Here is a 23789-nt window from a genome sequence, read left to right as displayed (position 1 = left end):
TTATTGACGCACCCTCGTTATAATTCCAAAAAACAAATGTTATGTGGTATGGGTTATATTAAGAGATTAATATAAAAGTGAAGCTTCCTATGAATGATTCACAGGAAGCTTCACTTGTTGGGCTGTTATTCTTCCGGTAGTGCCTCCTTAATCCCGGATACAGCGTCTTCCAAACCTTCACCAGAACTCAAGTATTTGTGTGCGTTGATCATAATCTGATCGGACACTTTGTTGTAGTCAGGTGAAACTGGGCGTGCGATTGTGTTATCAAGCGCATTTTTAAACCCAGGGTAGGATAGCATAACGTTGGCATCCTTAACATCTTCATCATCAAGAAGTGCATTGTAACCAGGGATATAGCCGCCCTCGGTTGCCATGATCTTCTGGCCTTCTTCACCAGCTGCGAACTTGATGAACTCCCAAGCCCCGTCTACGTGCTCGGAATTTTTATTAATACCCAGCAGCCAGCCGCCAACAGAACCGCCATTAGGGAGCGGAGCAATACCTACATCATCAACAGAAACAGTGACACCGTCTTCTTCACCGTTAATACGGCCAAATTGATATGGCCAGTTACGGGCAAATACGGCATTGCCCTGTTCAAAGTTTGTATGTGTTTCGCCTTCTGTGTAGTTCAGCAGATCCTGTGGTGAAAAATCAGCGGTTGTAAATTTATACATTGTTTCTAGTCCACCATCGATATCACTAAAGGCATCTGAAAACTCATTGACGTTAACTGTCAGACCCTCATATTGTTTTGACTGATAAAGGAAGCCGAATTTCGTATCAGCTTCACCAACATAGGATTCAGCCATATCATAGAGCTCTTCATACGTATAATCGCCATTCTCAAGCTTTTCTGCGTCTTCATCACTCACAATATCACTGCGATAATACATCAAACCAACATCAGGGAAAAATGGCAGGGTATACTGTTTACCCTTGTAATTGCCGGAATCCATTGAACCCGCGTTAAATTCATCCTTGTTTACATCTGCGTCTTTCATGAACACATCAATCGGCTCCAAGAAACCGGCTCCTGCGAACTCACCAGCCCACACAACATCGAGTGAAAGCACGTCGTATTCGCTTGAGCCACTTGTCAGTGAGTTAAGCAGTTGGTCATGCATTTGTGCAGAGTCGTTTGTTAAAGGATCCCACTCCACCGTGTACTTATCCTGGCTTTCGTTAAACGCTTCAATAAGGTTTTTCGTTGCAGGAGTGTTATCATTTTGGGCACCGAACTTGAGTGTAACTTGTTCAGACGATTCGGCGTCTCCGTTGTTATTTCCGTTATTGCCTGTATCACCTGAATTACCCTCTTCGGCATTTCCATTATTGTTACCACCACAAGCTGCAAGTGCCAGGATCAATATAAGCGACAGTAGCCCTAACCATGTTTTCTTGTTTCTGATTCTCATTTAGGTTGACCTCCTTTTATAATCTACTTTAAGTGTAAGTGCTTTCATGATATAATGATATTATAAACTTACGATTTTTAACAAAAAATTACTATGTCTCAAAAAAGGGAGACGGGGCGATGAAAAATTCGCGTATTGATGGAGAAGTCATCCGGCAGTTTCTAGAAACCCGGCAGGAGAACGAGGAGAGTCTGTTCGCTCACCCTTCGTACACACTTGAGCAGGATTTGCTGTATTGGGTGGAACTGACGGATGAACAGCGCGCCTCACGGGTTCTCGATCAGATTAATGCTGCCCAGCGTGCACGGCTTTCTGACAGCCAGGTCCGTTCGTTGAAAAATTCTCTTATCTGTTCCTGCACATTATTTACACGAGCAACCATCAAAGCTGGTGTGACGCCGGAATATGCTTATGATATGAGTGATATCTTTATTCGGAAAATCGAAAACACAAATGGACTCGATCAGCTGCATAAATTGGAATACGATATGCTGCACCACTTTATACAGGCCATCCGTGATTACAGACAAAATCCTTATCAAAATGAAATTGTAAACAGGGCGATTCATTATATTCATGAAAATATTTTGCAGCCAATGACTTTGGAAAAAATCTCAGAAGCCATTAATGTGAGCCCGAATTATTTGTCAGCCTTATTTCATTCTGTAACCAATATCCGTATGAATGCCTATATTAATAAAAAGAAAGTCGATGAATCCAAATACTTTCTGAGCCACACGGACTCCACACTTCTTGATATTGCACTTCTCTTCGGATTTTGCAACCAAAGTTATTACACAAGGGTATTTAAGGAACATAATGGTATCACACCAGCCGCTTTCAGAAGGCGACATGCTGATGAAGATGTGGAAAAAAAGCATGCCAAACCTGAAGCGGTCAATTAATAGCCAAAAAAACAGCCCGGAATCTCCATTCCGGGCTGTTTTTATCGTATTTAATCAGTGTAATCAAACGTCTCCTGTTTGGAGCCGTCTTGTTTATAAATGATCAATCGTGTGCCTTGTTTTTGGGCAACGTTCTTTCCATATTCCACAGCTTCGTCCTTGTTGTCAAACGTCTTGGCAGCTTGTTTGGCGTCTTTTGATCTCACTGCCCACTCACCATTATTCTGGGGTTCGACAAACTCTGCTTTATCCATTAATTCGGGACGCGCACTGTCATCAGATTCGTGCTCCTTTGGTTTACCTTGTTGTAAATATTGCTCGCGTTCATGCGCGCTGGCATCCTTGTACCATTCTTTTGCTTGTTTGGTCGCAATGGGGATGGCACGTCCTTCATCGTAACCTTCATCCACCATCGCGTTGGCAATATCAATTGCTTTTTTTCGGGCAGCTTTATTCAAGTTCTTCATTGAACTCGGATAATCATTTAAGTCCCAGGGCATGCTCATTCCTCCTTAGGTTTATTTTGTGTATAAATACCCTTGTTTACATATGTTTAATCTTTTTACAGCTTGTTTAAATACATGTAAACCGGGAATAAACAAATCAGAAAGACGTGTCCAATATGGGGCGTCTGAAAACAGCAATGGAGGGATCAAGGATGAAACCAAGTGTAAAAGAGTTTAAAGACGATACAAAACTGAAAGAAGAAGTTAAAAGTCTAGCAGAAAAAGGTGTTTCAAAAGATACCCTTTATGTCTTATCACATGATGATGACCGCACTGATCGTGTTGCCGATTCAGTTGATGCGAACAAGGTAGGCTTGAGTGAACAGGAGTTAAGTACGTACGTCGGTAATATTTTTCGCAAAAAAGGTGACGAATTGCGTGCTAAATTTCAGGAACTCGGATTTCCTGAGCAAGAGGCAGGAGATCTGGAAGAAAAATTGGATCACGGCACCATTCTTCTCGTAAATACCAATCCAGATGTGTAATAAAACAGAGATACGAAAGCGGCCAGGTTCATGAACCTGGCCGCTTTTAGGTCTGTTTAGCTTTAAGAATTTCAGGGAAAATTAATTGATAAAGAATACACTTTCTCATTATTGAAGCAGTAAACACAAGGAGGTATAACAATGGCAGAACGTTTTAAAAACAAAACCGTGATTGTAACTGGTGGAGCAAGGGGCATTGGTGAAGCGACTGTCAGAGCGTTTGCTGAAGAAGGTGCCAATGTTGTGATTTCAGATGTGTCTGATGATGGACAGAAGCTATCAGATGCACTCAACCAGGAAGGCTACGAAACGGTCTTTACAAAAGCAGATGTAACGAATGAGAAAGAAGTGGAGCGGCTTGTTATGACAACCGCAGAAAAGTACGGCCGTTTGGATGTCATGTTTGCCAACGCTGGAATTGCTGTCGCCTCACAGGTTCATGAAATGGACTATACAGATTGGAAAAAGGTTATTGATATCAACTTGAATGGCGTTTTTCTATGTAATAAATATGCGATTGCGCAAATGCTGGAACAAGAGGGCGGCGGAGCCATCGTCAATAACGATTCGATTCATGGGTTTGTCGGAAAGAAAGACACTGGCGCTTATAGCGCAGCAAAAGGCGGTGTGAAGCTGCTGACTCAGACGGAAAGCGCCGAGTATTCAGCCAAAGGGGTTCGTATCAATAACGTGAATCCGGGATATATCGATACGCCACTTTTGGATATGCTTCCGGAAGAAAGGAAGCAAGCGCTTGTCGATCTTCATCCCATCGGACGTCTGGGTCGTCCTGAAGAAGTGGCTAAAGCCGTTCTCTTTCTTGCCAGTGAGGACGCTTCCTTTATTACAGGCGCAAGCTTGCTGGTGGACGGCGGCTATACAGCAGTTTAATATAGATAGTCAAAAAAACCACCTGAAGCATATCGGGTGGTTTTAGTATTTATCCAGATAAACTAGCTGTTTCTTAAATACCTGCTACAATGGGGTTAATGACCTATGAGTCTGTCCGACGGAATGAAAGTATTACCAGATAAATGGGTGGAATGCCGGACTTTCATGTATAATTAATATTACAAAGTGAAGATTGAACGGAAAAAGAAAGGGGCATTCCACCATGGCACCATTTAAGCCTTATTCAGTGGAACAAGGAGAGCTAATCCCGACGTATTTTGGGGATTTGATTCCTTCTGATCACCTTGCTCGCACTGTTAACGACATTGTTGATGAACTAAATATTTCTCATATGACAATTCACTATAAAAATCGTGGTCAAGAAGCTTACCATCCGAAGATGTTGATTAAGATTCTCTTTTATGGCTATCAAACGGGTGTGTTTTCATCCCGTAAATTGCATACGGCAATTCAAGAAAGCATTCCCTTTCGCTGGCTGGCCGGTGGCCAGAAGCCTGATCACCGCACTATTAGTGATTTTCGAAAAAACAACATAAATAATTTGGCCCCTTTATTTAGTCAGGTTATTCTAATCGCTAAAGAATTAGGTCATGTATCCATGGCACATGTAAGCATTGACGGTTCAAAGTTCAAGGCTAATGCTTCAAAGCACAAAGCGATGACACGCGGCTATATGAAAAAAGAAATTAAGCGTATGGAACAGCTTATTGCCGATCACTTGAACGAAGCCCAGCTGCAAGATGCCATCGAAGATGAACAAACGGAACCCACAAGTCGAGGTATACAAGATTATCAAAAGCGCCTGGAAACGATCAAGGAAGCATTACAAAAACTAGAAGAACGCAAACCTGAATCAGCTTTAGCAACAGCTGACAAGGACCAGGCTAATTTTACGGACGATGATTCACGAATTATGAACACCCGGACACAAGGCGTGATACAAGGCTACAATCCACAAGTTGCAGTTGATTCAGACCGTGGATTTATCGTTGGAATGGCCATGAGTAATAATTCCAGTGATCAACAACAGTTTGAAAATGTCTTATCCTCCATTCGGGAGAATATGGGTGCCATGCCAGAGATTGTTACAGCAGATGCCGGTTATTTTAGTGCAGCCAACATTCAACAAGCCGAAACCTATGGAGTAGATGCCTATATTGCAGCAACCAAAGAAGGCAAACAAAATGGTAATCCTTATGACAAGTCGAATTTCACTTATGACCAAGAGCAAGATACATATATCTGCCCTATTGGTCAAAACATGGTGCTTAAAAAAGTTAAATACCGCCATCATGAGACCAGACCTACAACATGGATTTATGAAGGTCAAGCATGCTTAGACTGCCCCTTTCAAAGTGAGTGTGTAAAATCTAAAACAGGCAAAAGAACTATACAACGTACAGAAGCTGATCCAATACGTGAAGCTATGAGAACGAAAGTTCAAAGTGACGAAGGGAAAGACATTTACAAGAAACGTAAAGCAATTGTAGAGCCGGTGTTTGGGCAACTGAAAGCGTGTCAAGGCTTTCGGCAATTTCACCTCCGCGGAAAAGAAAAAGTTTCGGGTGAATTTGTGCTGCTTGCGTTGGCTCATAACCTTAGGAAGCTTCATTTTCTTAAGCATCCAAAAAATGTGTTAAAGCAAACAAGGGATAAGTCTGTCCAAAATCTGAAAAAGTTATCATAAAGGGCACGGATAAGGCTGGATTTAAACACTATTCACTTCAAAATAGCGTTTTTTTGGAGAAATATGCTCAAAAAGTTAAATCTGACCCCTTAAATAACATTCCGTCGGACAGACTCCTATGAAAGGTGCGGGTAAGGATGATTTTGCTTGAATCTGAATTAGAAGAAGCGGGCTATTTTCAAATTAAAGGTGATTTGGCCCGGCTGGCATGTGTGCAGCGGTTGTTCGCCGATACGTATACGTTTGAAAATCTTGACGTCCTCTTAGGGCGGAATCACAAACTCAACGAAGCACAATTGACTGAAAAAATTTTAGTTAAAAGACGCGGCGGATTGTGTTATGAACTAAACGGAGCCCTGTATCTTGTCCTTAAATCACTTGGGTTTGATGTGACCATAGCTGCAGCAACGGTATGGTCTGAATCAGGGTGGATTATAGACCGGACCCATACAGTCATTTTGTATTACAAGAATGACAATATGTATATGCTCGATAGCGGCTCTGGCAGCAATCTAGCTCTGCAGCCGTTACAATTGGATGGCTCCGCTGTGTCAGCACCTTCAGGGGTTTTTCGTCTTAGAACTGAAACAACAGAGCGGGGAACGATTGTGTCTGAGAAGAAAGGGCCTGATGGATGGATACTGCGTTATGCCTTCGAACCAGTAGAGGTTGGCTTTGATGACATCAACCGGATAAAGAAGATGATTCATCACCACCCGGAATCCCCGTTTAACCGGTCCCTGCTCATTGCCAAGACGACGGCGGATGGTACGATTTCCATTAATAATGAGCGTTTGAGCAAAAAATGGATTGGAAAGTCAGGGCAAGTGGTGAAAGAAGAACGGATTGAGTTTAAAGATCATGAGCACCTGTTGAAATGTATTGAACCTATTGTTTCAGAAGCGACGTATGAGGCTGTGGCTGCGTACACAACAATCAGCCATGAATAAATGTATGATAAAAAACACACCGTTCAATCTTACCTAAGATATTTTGAACGATGTGTTTTATTTTAAATTTAAATGAGTAGTAGAGCAATGATAATACCGACAGCACTCATCATTATGGAGAATGAAATATTGGTTTTTGTGATATAGTAAGGCGAAATACCGAGATGCTGAGCAGTTAGTGTTGCATTAATCCCGTATGGTGCTGAAGCGGAAGTTGCTAATGCGGAAACTATTAATACAATTCCAATCGCTAATGGATTAATCAGATCAAATAAAGGTCTGAGCACCTCAATAAGTATAGCTATTGTTGCAATGGGATGAACACCAATCATAGCCATAAAGAAGTATATTAAAGTAACGAATATAAATATTAACACATAATAATTTCCCATTCCTTCAAGTGTTGCTTGTAATAAGTCCGGGATGTGCGTGTGGTTAAACCCTGTCGAAAATATGCCAAGAGACAAGAATAAAACAGTGAAATTTTGTAACTGGTTGTTATAAGACTTCCAGCTCTTCCAACCAAATGATATGAATGTCATAATGCGTTTTTCAAAAAAAGACCAAATTAAGGAGAAAGGTAGAATTGTTATGGAGACAATTAAAATAAAATCTCCTTTATAAAAATGATTGAGTGAAATGATGGTTAAGAAAAACAAACTTAGAACCACACTTAATTTTCCAAGTGTCTTGTATAGATTTGCCCCAGTCGGTTCTGTGGGTAGAATAAACTCTCTAGAAAACTCTTTGCGATTCAAAAACAAATCCACAATCGTCAGAAACAGTGAAATTCCAAGCAAGTAGGGTAAATAAGTTAAAAAACTAACCCCGGTTTCACTGATTGTAATACCAACTATTATCTCCATCGGGCTCCAAATGGCAGCAAGTGAAAAGGTTCTTAACGTTGTTTTAACAATAAAAGCGTTTCGTTTAGGCTTGCTTACTTCTTTAATTTTCTGCAGTAAAATGGTTTGTGCAATATAAATTGCTGAAATATTTATAAATACCAACAGACTATAGGTTGCAGTAACACTTTTTCCGTAAATGCTGGAGAGTTTATTATCAGGTGAGTGAATAAATTCACCAATTGACCTGTCATATTCTCCTATGGTAAAAGCGCTTGCTATCCAAGGTAGCATACTTAAGAATAGAAGCATTGGGAAGGAGGATAGCATTTGAGATGGGATGGAGTACCAATCTGCTCCTGATATTAGATTCATAATGACGCCGACTATAAAAAACAAACTGCTCATTATTTTAAATAGATTCGTAGCGAAAAACCATGATATAAAAAAAGTCAAGAATGCTATCCAGCTTATAATAAAGTGGAGCACGGATGAATCCACGATTAAACTGAATAAAAAAAGAATGAATAATCCGCCATATAAAATATAAAAGTAATTGCGCCACATGGATAACACCTCTTTTCATTAAAGAAGAGGCTAAGGTTTTCTCAGCCTCTTCTTTTGATCATCTTCAATTACTTTGCATTTTTTATAACCTTAAGAAAGTCATTTACAAAACGCTCACCATCAACTGCGTTACAGATATTAACATTGGGTTTTTTCTTTAAGATATTGCGAAAGTCGCAAATTGTTTGTCCATAACTTAATGGACTGATGGTTTCTATGTCGACATAAAATTTTTCGGTTTCAAGGTAAGAACGATCTAGAAAATATCCTATTGTAAGTGGATCATGAAGAGCGCACCCGTTTTTTCCATATAATTTCTCACTGAATTCTCTATACACTTTTGTACTATTTAATACAAAATCATAATATTTGGTTCCTTTAAGTTGTTCTATATTTTCTTGTGTCATATAGGTCTGGGTTGTTACATCCAAGCTCACAAGCGTAATCTCTATGCCAGAGTGGAATACGATACGGGCAGAATCTGGATCAGCATAAATATTGAATTCTGATGTTGGGAGTTTATTCCCTCTACCAGCTTTTGAGATAAGTCCGCCCATAATAATGACTTCATCTATCCATTCAGCTATTTTTGGCTCTTTTCTAAGTGCGAGTGCTAAGTTGGTTACAGGTCCAACCATGATTAATGACAGGTTACCTTGAAATTCTCTAGCTTTCTCTATAATAAAGTCCGGAGCAAACTGGGTCTCTTGATGAGGTTCCAACTGAACATCATCAAGTGAATTTCCTATACCATCTGTTCCATGGACTCGGTACTCATATTCTGGCTCACGGAGAAGGGGACGGCTCGCGCCAGGAAAAACAGAGATCTCCTCACAACCAATGAGCTTTAATACTTTCCTTGTGTTCGGAATAACCATTTCAACAGGAACATTGCCACTAACGGTTGTAATTCCCAACAGGTCTATTTGCTTGCTTTCAACACCATAAATAATCGATAATGCATCGTCTACTCCTGTATCAACATCCAGGATGACTTTATTATTTAATTTAGTCATATCACTACCACCTTTTATTATATTTAAAAGAAGAACATACCTACGATTGCTCCATTAAGTAAGTTAGCAAATGTGGCAACCATTAAGGATTTGAAAGCGAGCCCCTGTATTTCATGTTTTCTTTTTGGGGCTATACCAATCATAATGCCAAGAATAATACCTATTGAGCCTACGTTTGCAAAGCCAGCCAGAGCAAATGTCATAATTGCAGCTGACTTGTCAGAAAACTGTCCAATCATATCAGAGAATGAAGTGAAAGCGACGAATTCATTTAAAATGATTTTTTCCCCAAGGAGACCTCCAGCCATAAATGCTTCATTCCAAGGGATTCCAATTATAAAAGCAAAAGGAGAGAAGATATACCCAAAAATCATCTTTAAAGAGATATCTCCCAGGCCAAAAATTGATCCTACACCGCCAAGTATTGTATCAATCAAAGCCACAAGCCCAATAATCGTAATAAGAATCATTGCTGCGTTGACAGTAAGACTGACTCCATCACGAGAACCTTCAATTATAGCATCCATGAATGTTGATTTTTCCCCATCTTCACCACCGGTTGGTGTGAATGTATCCACATTCCGCCACTCGGAATCATTTAATTCATCTGTTTCAGGAATGAGAAGCTTAGCCATCATTAGACCTGCAGGGGCTGACATAATTGCGGCTGACAGCAGATAATCAATTGGTATACCGAGTGCTACAAGTCCAAATAAAACAGCACCTGACACTGAAGCAAGTCCACCAACCATAATGGCAAATACCTGCGATCGTGAAACATGATTGATATATGGTTTTACGGATATGGCTGATTGTGTCATACCCAGAAACATATTCGTGACGGCGTTGGTCGATTCCACATAGCCCGTTTTCATAAATTTAGAAATAAACCCACCCACGACGCGAACAAAAAATTGCATAATTTTAAAGTGATATAATAATGCAATCAGAGCTGTGAGAAATACCATAATTGTTAAAACATTGATTACAAAAATAGAGCCAACGGGACCTTCTTTATCAGCTAAATCACCAAAAACAAACTTTAAGCCTTCTTGACCTGATTGCATAACGGCATCTACCCCGTTAGAAATGACCTCAATAAATGCGATGCCGATACTCCATTTAAATACAATAAACCCAAGTATAACCTGTAAAATAAAGCCGATAGCTATCGTACGGAAGCTGATTGCTTTTTTATTTTCCGAAAGAATATACGTAATTCCAATTAAAATTGCACATCCCATCAAACCCCACAAAATAGATATCATAACTTTTCACCCCTTACTTGTATTTTAATTTTTTAAATACTCATCAACAGCTTCTTTAGTTGGCATACCAGGTTGAGCACCTAATGTTTGCACTGCCAGTGCAGCTGCAGCATTTGCAAATAAACACGCTTGTTGTAATTTACTTCCAACAGCTATTTGGTATGCTAAAGCGCCATTAAAACAGTCTCCCGCCCCGGTTGTATCAAGAGCTTCAACTTTAAAACTCGGTACTTTGATTTTGGTGTTATTTTCGTAAAAATAACAACCCTCTTTTCCTTCAGTGACAATAAGTTTGTGCGCATACTTTTGCATGAAATTGTGATGGCTTGATATTAATTGTTTAAGCTCAATAGCATTCGGTGTTAAAAAGGTGGCCCCCTTTAAAATTGTTTCGTTTAAAGGTTGGGCTGGAGCCGGGTTAACAATTAACTTCTTTTCGTGCTTCATACAAAATTCACTTAAAGCCGTGGTTGTTTCAATTGGCGTTTCAAGTTGTGTAATAATTACATCACTTTCTAGTAATAAAGTTTCATGTGCCCCTAGATAACTTGGTGTTAAGTCTTTATTAGCCCCTGGTACGATAATAATTTGGTTGTCACTATTACTTAGCACTATAGAAGCAACACCAGTGCTCTCGTCTGTAACCGGTTCCACACCGCTTAAAAAAATGTTTTCGGAGTTCAGGGATTTAACAATATCTGCAGCAAAATTATCGGAACCAACTCTCCCAATCATATTTGTATGAGCACCAAGTCTAGCGGCCGCAACAGCTTGATTGGCCCCTTTACCACCATGCATAGTGTAAAAAGCCTGTCCAGCTATTGTTTCTCCAACTTCTGGAGGGCGATTTGTTTGTACGACTAAATCAACGTTTATACTTCCTACAACACTAATAATGGGTCTATTCATGAAAATCCTCCTTTCGTGTAGTGCTTCCATATACCAATTCTGTGGGAAGCTGGATATGAATTTGTTTGACTTTTTCTTTATTAATTAACTGAAGAAGCAATCGACTTGCCTTTTGACCAATTTGATACACAGGTTGAGCGATAGTCGTTAATTCAGGGTATACCATTCTACCAAGTTCAATGCCATCAAACCCAACGAGTTGCAAATCATTTGGAATAGATTTATTTAATTTTAAAGCTGTTTTTAGAAAAGCCATGGCAATTACATCGTTGCTACAAAAAGAGCATCAACTTCTGGGTACCGTTTAAAAAATTGATGTGCTTTATTCTCAAGAATTTTCAATTCATTTCCTGTTTCAAATATAATAGGTTCAAGATTTAGGTTATTCATTTCTTCAAAGTAACCCTGATATCTTTCAAGAAAAGGTATGGCAGTATTCGATCCTTTTATGAGGGCAATTTGGCTGGAGCCTGAATTGTACAAATGTTGCACTGCTGTTTTTGCGCCTTCCACGTTATTCACTGTAACAGAAGGAAAGCGTTTCTGGTCGGCACGGTCAATTGCAATGACTGGAAAATTGGCTTCAAGCCATGATTCTGGTGTTTTTGGGTGTGTAGCTAAAATAGCTCCATCAACATAATTTTGTTTGAACATATTTAAATATTGTTTTTCTTTTTCCGCGCTTCCATCTGAATTGCAAAGTAAAACGGTGTAACCGAGTTCAGAAGCAACATCTTCAATGGCACGTGTCATTTCTGGAAAAAAGGGATTGGTTATATCTGGAACGACTAGCCCAATCACATTTGATTTTTTATGAAATAGAGTTCGCGCAATCATATTTGGTTGGTAATTTAATTTGGCAATTGCTTTATCAATTCTTTCCCGACTTATGGCGCTAACGTAACCGCTGTTGTTAAGAGCACGTGATACAGTGCCGACAGACACCCCAGCTTCTTTAGCCACCTCCTTAATAGTTGTCAAAAATATAACCTCCATTTTTTATATGTGTTACCGGTTACACACATAGTATAATGAATTTTATATTGTGTCAACACAAAAATGAATCCGTTTTCTATTTATCAAGCACATATCTTTTTCAGCCGAATAGGCTAACAGTGGTTAGAAATACGTGTTTTGAAAGGGGGCGTGAGGATGGCGAATAGGCCTCCGATTCTTCAACCGGGTGATACGGTGGGAATTGTGACGCTTGGAAGTCCGTTAGATGCGGCGACGATCAATGCTCGTATTCAAATATTGCAGGGGATGGGATTTCAGGTTGTTGTTGGACAGCATGTATATGATTATAATGGTTTCTTAGCTGGGACGGATCAAGAGCGGGCAGCAGATTTGATGGATATGTTTATGAATGATCAGGTAAAAATGATTCTCCCTGTTCGAGGCGGAGTCGGTGTGTCAGGGATTTTTCCATATCTCGATTTTTCGGTCATACGCAGGCACCCGAAAATTGTTTCCGGATATAGTGATGTCACAAGTCTCCTGAACGTACTGGCACAGTTCGGTGACCTCATCACGTTTCATAGTTTGCTTTTGATTAATTTCACGCCGTACACGCCTGCTTATAATTATAATCAATTTTTCACGGCAACATCGAGAACAGCGGCTCCGCGAGTGATTGAAAATGCTAATGGCATTATGCAGGTGGGAAAGGTACCTGGCAATGTGACAGGCCCACTCGTTGGCGGGAATCTTACATCTTTTATGGGACTGCTGGGAACCCCTTATGAGATCGATACAACTGGAAAAATTTTATTCCTGGAAGAAACTAATGAGCCGATTAACACCGTTTATCGGTATTTGAACGAACTGATTTTGGCTGGAAAGTTTGACGATTGTATCGGGATTGTTATGGGACAGTGTACTAATTGCCCGAATTCGTATGGTCAAAATTATGAGGAACTTATTGATCAAGTATTAACCCCACTCGGAAAACCGCTGCTCATCAATGTTACTGCCGGCCACAGTTATTATAAGGCAGCTATTCCAATTGGAGCTGTTGCGAATTTGGATACAGTTAATGTTCGGTTGACAGTGCTTGAACCGACTGTCAGCCTAGTGGAAGAAGGGTGAGAGGAAGGTGAAAATAACACCAAAAAACCGCTCCTGTAAGAGGAACGGTTTTTTTGATCCATAGCTTTATTGTGCCAGATCTTCCGAATTGATCACCCAAATGGCTTTTCCGCTTTGAAACGGGTCACTGAAGTGCAGTTCATAAGATTCTGCTTCAGGAACATCGAAGGGAATCTCACCACGGAGTTTTTTGCCGGCTGGAATGGCACCGTCGAATTGTCCCTTGGTTCCTTCCGTTAAAATGGTTGTTGAATAGCTGTAGCCTTCGTCATCATAGAGTTCAACATTCATGATTGAACTCATAGTAGCCTCTTCGTCTGAATTATTTTCAGCGGTCAGATTAACGACGATGAATTGATCATTTTCAGGTGTGTCAAATTCACCACCTGGCTCGATGCGGGCTTCGTTTAGGGTGATTTTAACACCATTAAAGTTAACGGCTTCACCTACATTTAACGATTCAGTGCTGTCCGAATCGTCTTCAGTATCGCCGTTTTTTGCTGCATTGTTGCTGTTTGACCCTTCTTCATTGTTTGCCGCGCTGACATCTTTCTCAATATCACTTTCACCGCATGCTCCAAGAAACAACATCATAAATACCATGGCCAAAGCCATTAAACCATACATTTTCTTCATTCCTAATTCCCCCTTATTTGTTATAGCTCAATTGTAACAATAAGGGTATACAAAAAAATGAACTTCTGAATCTGGGAATTTTATTTGATTTAGAAAGGATGCCAGACATATAAAACCGGTACAGAACAATGTTGATCTGTACCGGCATGAAATGCAGCCATTTATTCCAGTAACCCCTCGTCTTTAAGAAATTCTTCAGCAACTTCATGAGGCGATCGGTCTTCAAAATCAACCTGATAATTCATCTTGCGCATCTGATCATCATTGATTTTACCGCCGAGCTGATTAAGAATCTCTTCCAGTTCAGGATATTTTTCTAGTGTTTCTTCCCGGAGAAGTGGTGCGCCTTGGTAGGGCGGAAAGAGGTTTTTAGGATCATCAAGGGCCACGAGACCGAGATCAATCATATAGCTGTCTGTTGCATAAGCGTCAATCATCTGAACCTCATCACGTGCTATCGCCTTTTGGCGGATCCCCGGCTCCATTGTTTTGACGTTAAGGTCAAGGTTGTATAATTCTTTCATTCCCTGATAGCCGTCTTGTCGATCGTTGAATTCCAGTGTAAAGCCAGCGGTCGCTTCGTCCTCTACTTTTTTCAAATCACCAATGGTTTCAAGACCGTGTTCTTCGGCATAACTTTCTTTGACTGAAACGGTGTAGGTGTTGTTGAAGGACATCGGTTCGAGAAAGGCCATATTGAATTGCTCTTTCATACCTTTCCGCGCCTGTTCGTATACTTTGCCAGCATCATTACTGGCAGCTTCTTCTTCCATATGGGTTACGATTGCAGTTCCGGTAAATTCCGGATAGATGTCAATGCTTCCTTGCTCCAGGGCCTCAAACACGAAAGCCGTTTTTCCGAGACCAGGTTCCAGTTTGACATTGACATCCATTTCGTCTTCAATGAGTAATTTGTACATATTAATCAATATTGCGGGCTCTGATCCCAGTTTTGCTCCGATTGTGAGTTCTTCCTTTTTACCGCCATTAATGATAAACGGGGCCACAAGTACAAGGACCACAATCACCAGCATAGCAATCAGGGATTTAAACCCGGCCTTCTTGGAGAAATACTCAAATACTCTCAGCACATAATCGAGTGCAATGGCCAACAGTGCTGCCGGGATCGCACCCAGCAAAATCAGGTTAATGTCTGCTCCACGATCCAGTCCGAGCAGGATGATTTTACCGAGGCCGCCTGCTCCAATCAAAGCTGCAATGGTCGTAGTGCCGACAATGAGTACCATAGATGTACGGATACCTGCCATAATGGTAGGCATTGCGATGGGCAATTCCACTTTGGTCAGGCGTTTAAAAGAAGACATCCCCATCCCGGTGGCCGCTTCTTTTAGTGGTGCTGGCACCTCTTGCACTCCAGTATACGTATTGCGCATGATCGGCAACAGACCATAAAGTGTTAAAGCGATCACTGCCGGGATCTTGCCGATACCAAAAAAAGGTATCAAAAACGCCAGAACAGCCAGACTTGGAATGGTCTGAAGAATCGCTGATGTGCCAATGATCGGCTCTGCTGCTTTTGGGTGCCGGGTGAGCCACAGTGCAATTGGTACAGCAATTATAATCGCGATCACGAGGGATACGAGTGATATCTGCAAATGCTCCCAAATGGCTTCCCAGAATACATCTTTACGATTTTGAAAAACAGAAATAAAATCAGCCAATGGCTGTCACCCCATTTCCTTGGTTAGCATGAGCTTGGAGGAAACGGACGATATCTCTGTTAGAGAGGGTTCCGACAAGACGCCCCTTTTTGGTGACAGGAACAAGGTCGTATGCATTCGCTTCGACAATATGAGCTGCTTTTTCGAGTGGCATATAATTGGTAATAGGTTCTATATCGACTTCTGTTCCATCTGCACGAACATGCTTGAACGTGTTCGAATCGTCAACAACTACCCAGACACCGCTCTGGTAAGTGTCATTCGTGCCCAAATCTTTTTCCAATACAACACGCTTTCCACTGGTATCTGCAATAACATCGACTGCACTTTGCCACGGGGATTTCCGTGAACCGATAAAATGATCTACAAATTCATTAGCCGGGTGCGTGACAAGGATTTGTGGTTCATCAATTTGAACGATTGAACCTTCTTGCATCAGGCAAACCCGGTCCCCGAGTGCGAGGGCTTCGTCAATATCATGCGTTACAAATACGATCGTTTTGTGAATCTTGGTTTGCAGCTCACGTATGTCCTGCTGCAGTTGCTCGCGGCTGATGGGGTCAAGTGCACTGAAAGGCTCGTCCATTAAAATAATGTCTGGGTCAGCCGCAAGCGCCCTAATTACCCCAACGCGCTGTTGTTCACCACCAGAAAGCTCACTTGGCATTTTCCGGGCATATGTATCAGCATCAAGCCCTACCATGTTCAGCAATTCCTTGGTCCGTTTGGAAATATCATTTTTCTTCCACTTTTTCATCTCAGGAACCACAGCAATGTTTTCGGCTACAGTTAAATGAGGAAAAAGGGCAATTTCCTGCAGCACGTAGCCAATGTTCCAACGCAGCTCATGAACGTTAAACGTTTTAACTTTTTTATCTTGTATGTAAATATCTCCAGCTGTCGGTTCAATCAGGCGATTAATCATCTTCATGGTCGTTGTTTTACCACAGCCACTCGGACCGATCAACGTCAATAGTTCACCTTTATTCACTTTAAACGAAATATCGCTAACGGCTTCCGTTCCATCGGAGAATGTTTTAGATACGTTTTTAAATTCAATCATAAGCAACATTCCTTTATGTCGAAATAATGTTCAGTAATTATAAATACCCTCTTAAAAGAAGGGTAAACCTTTCAAACCCCATGTGTCAGTCGGGGCCTGTTGTCTGGCTTGATGGCTTCTACTTTGTTAAAATTGTTCTTAACAACATTTTTAAAGGAGTGCGGTATGATGAAGATCGTTTCGATTGAGCCAACACCTAGTCCACATTCCATGAAGGTTAATATGGATGAAACGCTGGCTGATGGTGATACGAGAAACTTTCAGGCGAAAGATGACCTTTCGAATGCCCCTGATTATATTCAACAGCTGATGTCAATTGAAGGTGTAAAGGGGTTGTATCATGTCTTTGATTTCATCACGATTCAACGGCATCCTAAAGTGCGCTGGGAGGATATATTGCCCCAAGTGCGTGATTACCTTGGTACTGCCGGTGAGCTGACAGAAGACTTTTTAGCGGCGCATCCAGGTTCGGATCATCATTTTGGCGGGGTGGATGTGTTTATACAAACATTCCGAACCATCCCAATGCAGGTTAAGCTTGAGGATGGAAATGAAGAACGGCGTTACGGCTTGCCTGAACGCTTTACCAACGCTGTTATGAAAGCATCAGCGGCAGCTGATAATATGCTGATGGAGCGCAAATGGACAGAACAAGACCCCAGATACGGCAATATGGATGAGATTGGGGAAGAGGTTGTGGAAGAGATATGCGCTACATATAATGAAGACCGTCTAAACGACCTTGCAGAAACGATATTAGCAGGAAAAGAGCCAATTGAATCACCCCAGGAACATAAAACTGTATATGTGACACCAGAGATGCTAGATCAGCCTGACTGGAAAGATCGCTATGCAGCGCTGGACCAGTTGATCGAACCTTCAGTGGCAGATCTAGCAGTGCTTGACAAAGCACTTGATGACGAAAAAGCGTCTGTACGCCGGCTTGCTACCGCACTACTTGGTATGATTGAAGAGCCAGACGTCCTGCCATATTTGTATAAAGCGATGAAAGACAGTGCTGTGAATGTGCGCCGTACTGCAGGAGATTGTCTGTCAGACCTTGGATTTAAAGAAGCCATACCACAAATGATCGAATCGCTGTCAGATCCAAACAGACTTGTCCGCTGGCGAGCTGCCATGTTCTTATACGAAACAGGTGACGAGTCGGCGCTCCCGGCATTGCAAAAAGCTTTAAATGACCTTGAGTTTGAAGTCCGCATGCAGGCAAAAATGGCCCTTGCCCGAATTGAAGACGGTCAAGCAGCTGAAGGATCCATTTGGCAGCAGATGGCCGATGTGACGAAGGGGAAATAACATAAAAAATAGATAATATAATCCTTATAATCAAGGAGAGCGGTACGTATGACGTATGAGCTGAAGATTGCTGGAGATCAGGCGATACTGATAGAGTTTTCCGGCGCAATATCTCTGAGTCTCAATCAGAAGGTGAGACATTTATCATATCAACTTGAAACAAGCGATATTCGGGGAATCGGTGAGACGATCATCGGCTATAAAACAGTGTTGATTCATTATGATCCACTGTTGATCTCTTTTGATAGATTGCAAGAAACAGTTGAATATTACGTATACCAGTTAGATGAGAGCATGCAAGAAGAACCAAGGACGATTGAAATTCCGGTTTTATATGGCGGGGAACAGGGACCAGACTTGGAGACAGTTGCTAATAAAAATAAATTAACAGCTGAACAAGTCATTGAGATTCATACAGCTCCATTGTATACGGTATACTTTTTGGGATTCTCCCCCGGTTTTCCTTTCCTTGGAGGCATGTCAGACCAAATAGCAACGCCAAGATTAGCTGAACCAAGAGCCAAGATTCAGGCCGGGAGTGTGGGGATTGCACATGATCAGACTGGCATCTATCCTGTAGAGAGCCCGGGTGGATGGCAAATCATAGGCCATACCCCACTGAGGTTATATGCGCCAGAAGAGAAGGAACCTTTTTTGCTGAACCCGGGAGACCAGATCAAATTTAAAGCGGTTGATCAGCAAGAATACGAAACGATCACTACTGAGCAAAAAAGTCCGGACATTGAATCTTATAAAGGATGAGACGTATGTTTAAAGTAATCAATCCTGGAGTGTTAACTACGGTACAGGATTTGGGACGGCATGGGTATCAGAAATATGGAATGCCTGTATCAGGTGCAGCCGATCCATATGCCCATCGCATGGCTAATATCCTTGTTAGTAATCATCAGAATGAAGCAACGTTAGAAATAACCCTGATGGGATTACAGCTGGAGGTGCTTAACCCTGGTGTAATTGCCTTTACAGGGGGTGATTTGACTCCGACTATTAACAATGAGCGTATAGAAATGTGGCGATCTATTACTGTGAAAAAGGGTGATATGATTCGTCTCAAAGGCGGACCTTCAGGCTGCCGGGTATATCTCGCAGTACATGGGGCATTGATGTTCCCGAAATATTCGGCAGCAAATCAACAGATACAGTAAGCGATTTAGGCGGTATTTCTGGCAGACCGGTGAAAAAAAACGATGTGATCTTGGTCAAATCTCACACGTATACATCAAAGAAAATATCCGGAAGACGTGTACCGAGTGATTTAATTCCTGTTTATTCAACTCAGGTGTCTGCCCGAGTTGTATTAGGACCTCAATCAAATGCCTTTACAAATGATGGATTGGCTACTTTCTTAAATTCTTGGTATACCGTCTCTCCACAATCGGACCGTATGGCATGCCGTCTGGAAGGTCCTGAGATTCATCATAAAAGCGGCGCAGACATTGCCTCTGAGGGCATGTTCTGGGGCGCAGTTCAGGTTCCTGAAAATGGCCTGCCTATTCTGTTTCAGGTTGGGCGATCGAGCGTGGGCGGCTATACTAAGATTGCAGGGGTGATCGCCGTTGACTTGCCCTTAATTGCCCAATTAAAACCCGGCGATTACATCAGATTTGAAGAAGTCAGTTTGCAAGAGGCACATGACTCTTACACCAGGCAGGAAGGGATGTTTCATTGTCTCACACTTGCATAATTCTGCAAAGCACTGAAAGGAAGGTCGTAATGAGCAGAAAGCAGATCGATTTAAATTGTGATCTTGGAGAAAGCTTTGGAGTTTATAAGATGGGGCATGATGAAGAAGTTATTCAATTGGTGTCTTCAATCAACGTTGCTTGCGGTTTCCATGGTGGAGACCCAGATGTCATGGACAAGACCGTAGCGATGGCTAAAGAATTTAATGTCGGAGTTGGGGCACATCCGAGTTATCCTGACCGTCTCGGGTTCGGCCGTTGGAATATGGATATTCCACAAGAGACCCTGACGAACATCATAATCTATCAAATTGGCGCATTGGATGCATTTTGTCAAAAACACAATGTAAAGCTGCAGCACGTAAAGCCGCATGGAAATTTAAATAACATGGCAGACAAAAGTGAAACGATCGCTTCAAGTATTGTTGAAGCTGTACACGCGCTAAACCCGGAACTGCCTATTTTCGTAAAACCTCATTCTGAACTTGAACGGGTAGCAGTGGAGAAAGAACAGCCTGTTGTGCTCGAACTTTTTGCTGACAGATCTTATCAAAATGACCTGTCCCTTGTTCCGAGAACTGAACATGGGGCGGTGATTACAGAACCTGAAGTTGCTGCAGATCAGGTCCTGCGTATGGTTTTGGATGAGCAAATCACGACTATATCGGGTGATGAAATTGATATTAGCGGTGAAACAATTTGCGTACATGGTGATACACCGACTGCCGTCCATATGATAAAAGTGATCAAGGAAAAACTTGCAGCGAATCAAATCGAGGTCCGGTTTGATAAATAATTTATTAATTAAGCAAGAAGGAAGCACCTGCTAAAGGATGCTTCCTTCTTGCTTATAAGGATTACTCCACATAAATTTCCTTTTCCATAAATCTCTTACTATACCACTGTTTGAAATCTTGGGCTGCTGTCAGCGGAAGGTCTTCAAGCTGTTCGTGATGAACGGGTTTGACACGATTGACAGTGGTGATGGTAGCGAGTCCGAGCCTGCGCTGCAGCAAACTTTGGGATATTTCGATTTCAATTATTTTCTTACGGTTGGTGACAAAATGCTGGGTCCAGATGCCGCCGTTTTTAAAATGAATGCCTGTTTCGTCCCATACATATCTTGTATTGCGATAGTTGAAGTAACGACTCAGGTAAATGAAAAAGAAAAACGGTATAAGCACAGACCACCACTCAATCTTAAACCATAACAAGGCTCCCGCTGCAATGAGGCCAAACCAAGGAACGCGCAGCATACGGGGCCAGAGTGCTTGTCTGGGCAGTTTTTGCGTCGCTTCCTGTACCGGTAAGTGCGGCAATAATTCAGCGACGAGGCTACTGGCCCGTTTTACGGGAAGAAATGGATAAAGGGTGCTGATATCTTCAGATTCGCCCTCCATACTTCCGGCGCTGATAAGTTTAACCTCCGCCAGGCGAAGCAGTTTTTTGGGAGGTGTCTGGCTAACCTGGATCGCTTGAACATTTGCCTTTCGTATAGAAAAAGCCTTTACCGAAAGGATACCGCGATGTATAAAAATCCGTTCATCGTCTGAGGCAATTTCATACTTTCCATATTTAAGAAATGTGCTGACAACGCCAAAAGCAATAAAAACAGCTGCAAGGACCACTAAAGTGATCGCTGTGATCAACCAAGAGCTTGTTAAGAAGCTGTATACACCGATTGCTTTGTCATCAATATCTACAATCCGTTCCAAATTCTGATAACCGACAGCAATAAGCGGAATCAGGGCGAGAAAGCTGAATGATAAGAAAGATGCTTTGATCAAATCTCTAGTGGTTGGCACAAAATGAACCGTTCGCGCCTGTTTTTCTGGTGAAGATGCTTGTTTTTGTTCAAAGTCATCAGACGCTTCATGTGTCTCAGTCTCCGTTGTTTCAGGTTGAGCAGCTTTATAATCTGTAGCGAGTTCTTCAATGGCCTCTGCCTGTTCGTTTGTAATGGCGTCAAGGTTGACAGAAGCACTGTCAGAAGCTGCACTTGTTTCCAGTCGGATAGACGTTACTTTGAACGGTCGGAAATAAGCTGGTGTCTCCCATGTAATATTTTGTATTTCAGCGAGCGGGATGGTGTTATGTTTCTTTTGAAATACCCCGCTGCGGATATGGATGGTATCTTCCCGAATCTCATAGGTGGTTTTCCACCAAGACAAGATGCTGTGAATCACGTTTACCGTAATGTACAGGAGAAACAAAATCCGGAAAACATTGATATAAGTAGGAACATCGAGTCCGAAGTTTACGATGAAAAATATAAAAATAAAAATGATATTATCTCTTAAGATTTTGATCATGGAGCTGACGATTTTCATGGGATGCATGCGCGTTGGTGTGATCATGCGTCATCCACTTCCTTAATTTTAGCGAATTCTGCGATTTGAGCACGGAGCGTGACAGCTTCATCCTTTGACAAGGCCGGGATGGCAAGGGATGTATTCATGGTGCCAATTTCAAGTGTTTGCAGATGATAACGTCTGAGCAGCGGTCCTTCTTTTGCTGTGACATACTGGACCTTTGTCATCGGCGCAACTGTATGATTGATTTTAAATATTCCGTGTCTGGTCTGGATGAATTCACTGGTAATGTCATAACGCCAGTAGCGTTGGGTCAGAACTGGTTCGATAAAAATATCCCATATGGCCATAATGAGATCCAGTGCCAGAAGTACAATCAAGATGATGTTGATCCAGTTTTTCCAATCAAATATATGACCTGCAGTGACGAGGGCTCCACCTATGAGCAGGACGATGATATGTGTCAGTGTGTTGCTGATTCGCCACACTTTGACTGCCTCAGGCGCAATTTTTTGCTGCGGATCTTGGAGCTCGAACATATGTATTCCCCTTTCAACGTGTTTAAACTTCTTTCTCTACTATAATAGGTTCATACGAATAACACAAAAGAATGTTTCACTATGACAACTCTCCATTGATCTGTTATGATGAAATTAACAATTACATCACATGAAACAAAAACTACTAGGGGTGCCATATGTAATGGCTGAGAGAAAGGTATTCACTTTTCGACTCTATGGACCTGATCTGGATCATGCCAGCGGAGGGAAGTAGTGTAGCTAATCCGTGCACAAAGCCAGGTCCCGTATTTTAGGACCTGGCTTTTTAAGTTTTTAAACAGGAATCCCGGTTCTATCCAAGGGAGACTGCATTCTATCAAACGAGCAAGCGGTTCTATCCAATGAAGATTGCATTCTATCAAACGAAAATCCGATTCTATCCAAGCACCTAGCCCATAATGTCAGCAAACAACATACAGGCCCCCTGATTGTGATGTGAGGAAAGGGGTATATGATGAAAATAGATACGCGTCTCATGACAAAGATGGCGGTGTTTGTCGCCATTGGAACGATTGGAGCTCAGTTATTCTGGTTTCCTGCTGGGGTAGCGAAGGCCTATCCGGTACAGCATGCGGTGAATGTTATGGCGGCGGTGATGCTGGGCCAGGACCGGCAGTTGGGATTGCATTTATGATTGGCCTGCTTCGTAATATGCTGGGACTTGGTTCATTGCTGGCTTTTCCGGGAGGTATGATTGGAGCATTTTTAGCTGGTATTCTGTATCGTCGTTTTGGCAAAAAAGGCTGGGCGGTGCTCGGTGAAATTGTCGGAACAGGTATGATTGGTGCGTTGTTTGCAGTGCCATTTTCAAAGCTGTTAATGGGAACGAGCGTCGGGGCATTGTTTTTCATGCCGTCATTTCTAGTCAGCAGTGTCTCAGGAGCGCTCATTGGCGTACTCATTGTTTCGCGAGTATCTGCGCTGGACCCTCAGCACAAATTGAATAAGGGAGGTTGTTAA

Annotated in this window: 22 protein-coding genes, 2 pseudogenes and 1 riboswitch; of the genes and pseudogenes, 11 read left to right on the top strand and 13 right to left on the bottom strand. The window is 41.9% G+C overall.

What is annotated here, in order from left to right; genetic code table 11:
• Positions 1–125 precede the first annotated feature (125 nt).
• Positions 126–1421 (bottom strand): extracellular solute-binding protein, encoded by a 1296-nt coding sequence (locus JNUCC1_RS02705; protein WP_156643878.1) that lies wholly within the window; start codon positions 1419–1421, stop codon positions 126–128.
• A 119-nt stretch (positions 1422–1540) separates the two neighbouring features.
• Between JNUCC1_RS02705 and JNUCC1_RS02700 the strand changes: the two genes are divergently transcribed.
• Entirely contained in the window at positions 1541–2326 is a 786-nt protein-coding gene (locus tag JNUCC1_RS02700; protein WP_156643877.1) for a helix-turn-helix domain-containing protein, read from the top strand.
• Between the two features lie 50 nt (positions 2327–2376).
• Here JNUCC1_RS02700 and JNUCC1_RS02695 read toward each other — a convergent pair whose 3' ends face one another.
• Positions 2377–2826 (bottom strand): DUF2188 domain-containing protein, encoded by a 450-nt coding sequence (locus tag JNUCC1_RS02695; RefSeq protein ID WP_156643876.1) that lies wholly within the window; start codon positions 2824–2826, stop codon positions 2377–2379.
• A 158-nt stretch (positions 2827–2984) separates the two neighbouring features.
• Between JNUCC1_RS02695 and JNUCC1_RS02690 the strand changes: the two genes are divergently transcribed.
• From JNUCC1_RS02690 to JNUCC1_RS02675, 4 genes are all read left to right on the top strand, one after another.
• Positions 2985–3317 carry a general stress protein gene (locus tag JNUCC1_RS02690; protein ID WP_156643875.1) on the top strand — a complete coding sequence of 111 codons (333 nt, stop codon included), beginning with the start codon at positions 2985–2987 and terminating at the stop codon, positions 3315–3317.
• A 141-nt stretch (positions 3318–3458) separates the two neighbouring features.
• Entirely contained in the window at positions 3459–4208 is a 750-nt protein-coding gene (locus JNUCC1_RS02685; RefSeq protein ID WP_156643874.1) for an SDR family NAD(P)-dependent oxidoreductase, read from the top strand.
• Between the two features lie 223 nt (positions 4209–4431).
• Positions 4432–5916 carry an IS1182 family transposase gene (locus JNUCC1_RS02680; protein ID WP_156643873.1) on the top strand — a complete coding sequence of 495 codons (1485 nt, stop codon included), beginning with the start codon at positions 4432–4434 and terminating at the stop codon, positions 5914–5916.
• Between the two features lie 137 nt (positions 5917–6053).
• The gene (locus tag JNUCC1_RS02675) at positions 6054–6866 is read left to right on the top strand and encodes an arylamine N-acetyltransferase family protein (RefSeq protein ID WP_156643872.1); all 813 of its coding nucleotides are present in this window, start codon (positions 6054–6056) and stop codon (positions 6864–6866) included.
• A 68-nt stretch (positions 6867–6934) separates the two neighbouring features.
• Here JNUCC1_RS02675 and JNUCC1_RS02670 read toward each other — a convergent pair whose 3' ends face one another.
• From JNUCC1_RS02670 to JNUCC1_RS02645, 6 genes are all read right to left on the bottom strand, one after another.
• Positions 6935–8086, bottom strand: coding sequence for a hypothetical protein (locus JNUCC1_RS02670; RefSeq protein WP_156643871.1), 1152 nt, complete (start codon positions 8084–8086; stop codon positions 6935–6937).
• Between the two features lie 260 nt (positions 8087–8346).
• Positions 8347–9294 carry a nucleoside hydrolase gene (locus tag JNUCC1_RS02665; RefSeq protein ID WP_156643870.1) on the bottom strand — a complete coding sequence of 316 codons (948 nt, stop codon included), beginning with the start codon at positions 9292–9294 and terminating at the stop codon, positions 8347–8349.
• Between the two features lie 23 nt (positions 9295–9317).
• Positions 9318–10562 carry a NupC/NupG family nucleoside CNT transporter gene (locus JNUCC1_RS02660; RefSeq protein ID WP_156643869.1) on the bottom strand — a complete coding sequence of 415 codons (1245 nt, stop codon included), beginning with the start codon at positions 10560–10562 and terminating at the stop codon, positions 9318–9320.
• Between the two features lie 24 nt (positions 10563–10586).
• A complete protein-coding gene (gene rbsK / locus JNUCC1_RS02655) occupies positions 10587–11471 on the bottom strand; it encodes a ribokinase (RefSeq protein WP_156643868.1) in 885 nt (294 codons plus the stop codon).
• Entirely contained in the window at positions 11464–11727 is a 264-nt protein-coding gene (locus tag JNUCC1_RS18910; RefSeq protein WP_156643867.1) for a substrate-binding domain-containing protein, read from the bottom strand. Before JNUCC1_RS18910 ends, rbsK begins: the two co-directional genes overlap by 8 nt.
• A 5-nt stretch (positions 11728–11732) precedes the next feature.
• Complete coding sequence (locus JNUCC1_RS02645; RefSeq protein WP_197431602.1) at positions 11733–12434, bottom strand: LacI family DNA-binding transcriptional regulator; 702 nt, start codon at positions 12432–12434, stop codon at positions 11733–11735.
• Positions 12435–12623: 189 nt separating this feature from the next.
• Here JNUCC1_RS02645 and JNUCC1_RS02640 point away from each other — a divergent pair, with 189 nt between their 5' ends.
• Positions 12624–13559 (top strand): S66 peptidase family protein, encoded by a 936-nt coding sequence (locus tag JNUCC1_RS02640; protein ID WP_156643865.1) that lies wholly within the window; start codon positions 12624–12626, stop codon positions 13557–13559.
• A gap of 66 nt (positions 13560–13625) precedes the next feature.
• Here the strand turns inward: JNUCC1_RS02640 and JNUCC1_RS02635 are convergent, their stop codons facing one another.
• The 3 genes from JNUCC1_RS02635 to JNUCC1_RS02625 form a co-directional block, all read right to left on the bottom strand.
• On the bottom strand, positions 13626–14195 hold the full coding sequence (locus tag JNUCC1_RS02635) for a DUF4352 domain-containing protein (RefSeq protein WP_156643864.1): 570 nt from the start codon (positions 14193–14195) through the stop codon (positions 13626–13628).
• A 161-nt stretch (positions 14196–14356) separates the two neighbouring features.
• Positions 14357–15877, bottom strand: coding sequence for an ABC transporter permease/substrate-binding protein (locus JNUCC1_RS02630; RefSeq protein ID WP_156643863.1), 1521 nt, complete (start codon positions 15875–15877; stop codon positions 14357–14359).
• Entirely contained in the window at positions 15870–16940 is a 1071-nt protein-coding gene (locus tag JNUCC1_RS02625; RefSeq protein ID WP_156643862.1) for an ABC transporter ATP-binding protein, read from the bottom strand. The genes JNUCC1_RS02630 and JNUCC1_RS02625 overlap by 8 nt, the downstream gene beginning before the upstream one ends.
• Positions 16941–17108: 168 nt before the next feature.
• Between JNUCC1_RS02625 and JNUCC1_RS02620 the strand changes: the two genes are divergently transcribed.
• The 4 genes and pseudogenes from JNUCC1_RS02620 to JNUCC1_RS02605 all read left to right on the top strand — a co-directional run bounded on the left by JNUCC1_RS02620 (position 17109) and on the right by JNUCC1_RS02605 (position 20753).
• Positions 17109–18254 carry a conserved virulence factor C family protein gene (locus JNUCC1_RS02620; protein ID WP_156645369.1) on the top strand — a complete coding sequence of 382 codons (1146 nt, stop codon included), beginning with the start codon at positions 17109–17111 and terminating at the stop codon, positions 18252–18254.
• A gap of 48 nt (positions 18255–18302) precedes the next feature.
• On the top strand, positions 18303–19016 hold the full coding sequence (pxpB, locus tag JNUCC1_RS02615) for a 5-oxoprolinase subunit PxpB (RefSeq protein ID WP_156643861.1): 714 nt from the start codon (positions 18303–18305) through the stop codon (positions 19014–19016).
• Positions 19013–19959 (top strand): annotated as a pseudogene (locus JNUCC1_RS19435) (biotin-dependent carboxyltransferase family protein). The gene pxpB and the pseudogene JNUCC1_RS19435 overlap by 4 nt, the downstream one beginning before the upstream one ends.
• 29 nt (positions 19960–19988) lie before the next feature.
• A complete protein-coding gene (locus JNUCC1_RS02605) occupies positions 19989–20753 on the top strand; it encodes a LamB/YcsF family protein (protein WP_156643860.1) in 765 nt (254 codons plus the stop codon).
• 61 nt (positions 20754–20814) lie between these two features.
• On the opposite strand, the gene JNUCC1_RS02600 is transcribed toward JNUCC1_RS02605, so the two are convergent.
• Positions 20815–22314, bottom strand: a complete 1500-nt coding sequence (locus JNUCC1_RS02600) for a PH domain-containing protein (RefSeq protein WP_156643859.1) — start codon at positions 22312–22314, stop codon at positions 20815–20817.
• Positions 22311–22808 (bottom strand): PH domain-containing protein, encoded by a 498-nt coding sequence (locus JNUCC1_RS02595; protein ID WP_156643858.1) that lies wholly within the window; start codon positions 22806–22808, stop codon positions 22311–22313. The genes JNUCC1_RS02600 and JNUCC1_RS02595 overlap by 4 nt, the downstream gene beginning before the upstream one ends.
• Positions 22809–22945: 137 nt before the next feature.
• Positions 22946–23055, top strand: a riboswitch (TPP riboswitch).
• 228 nt (positions 23056–23283) lie between these two features.
• On the opposite strand from JNUCC1_RS02595, the pseudogene thiW reads away from it, so the two are divergent.
• Positions 23284–23789: pseudogene (gene thiW, locus JNUCC1_RS02590) on the top strand (energy coupling factor transporter S component ThiW).

This window comes from Lentibacillus sp. JNUCC-1, assembly GCF_009741735.1.
GTDB lineage: Bacteria > Bacillota > Bacilli > Bacillales > Amphibacillaceae > Lentibacillus_B.
Note: the sequence above shows the minus strand (reverse complement) of the source record. Positions and strands in the feature narration are given on the sequence as shown.